This is a genomic window from Mesorhizobium sp. BHbdii, from assembly GCF_053848045.1.
The window spans coordinates 1-484 of record NZ_JBSPKX010000160.1 but is presented as its reverse complement, the minus strand read 5'-3'; the positions used below and the strand labels follow the sequence as shown (position 1 = coordinate 484).

Genomic DNA, 484 nt, shown 5'->3' with positions numbered 1-484 from the left:
CACGGCGCTTCCCGACCATGGCTCGAACGCGCGCTGGTTCGAGGTCGAGGCCTGGGAAGAGGCCTTGCGGCTGACCACGGCTTCGCGCTGGAAATCCGGCACCAAGGTCAATCTCGAGCGGGCGCTGAAGATCGGTGACGAACTCGGCGGCCACATCGTGTCGGGTCATGTCGACGGCACCGCGGAGATCGTCGAGCGCAAGGACGAGGGCGACGCGGTGCGCTTCACGCTGGAGGCGCCGCGCCATCTGGCCAAATTCATCGCGCCAAAGGGCTCCGTCGCACTCGACGGCACCTCGCTCACTGTCAACAAGGTGGAGGGCGCCCGCTTCGACGTGTTGTTGATCCACCACTCGCTGACTGTCCCCACCTGGGGCGAGCGCCGGGCCGGCGACCGGGTCAATTTCGAGATCGACACCATGGCCCGCTACGCCGCGCGCCTTGCGGAGGCGGCGAAAGAGGGGCTTTGAGCGCTAAGGTCTGAG

General features: G+C 66.9%; 1 protein-coding gene. It reads left to right on the top strand.

Translation table 11 applies throughout. The features are described 5' to 3' along the window. Positions 1-469, top strand: a 469-nt coding sequence (locus ACWTU8_RS32390; RefSeq protein WP_455851321.1) for a riboflavin synthase, incomplete at its 5' end; no start/stop codon positions are given. Positions 470-484 lie beyond the last annotated feature (15 nt).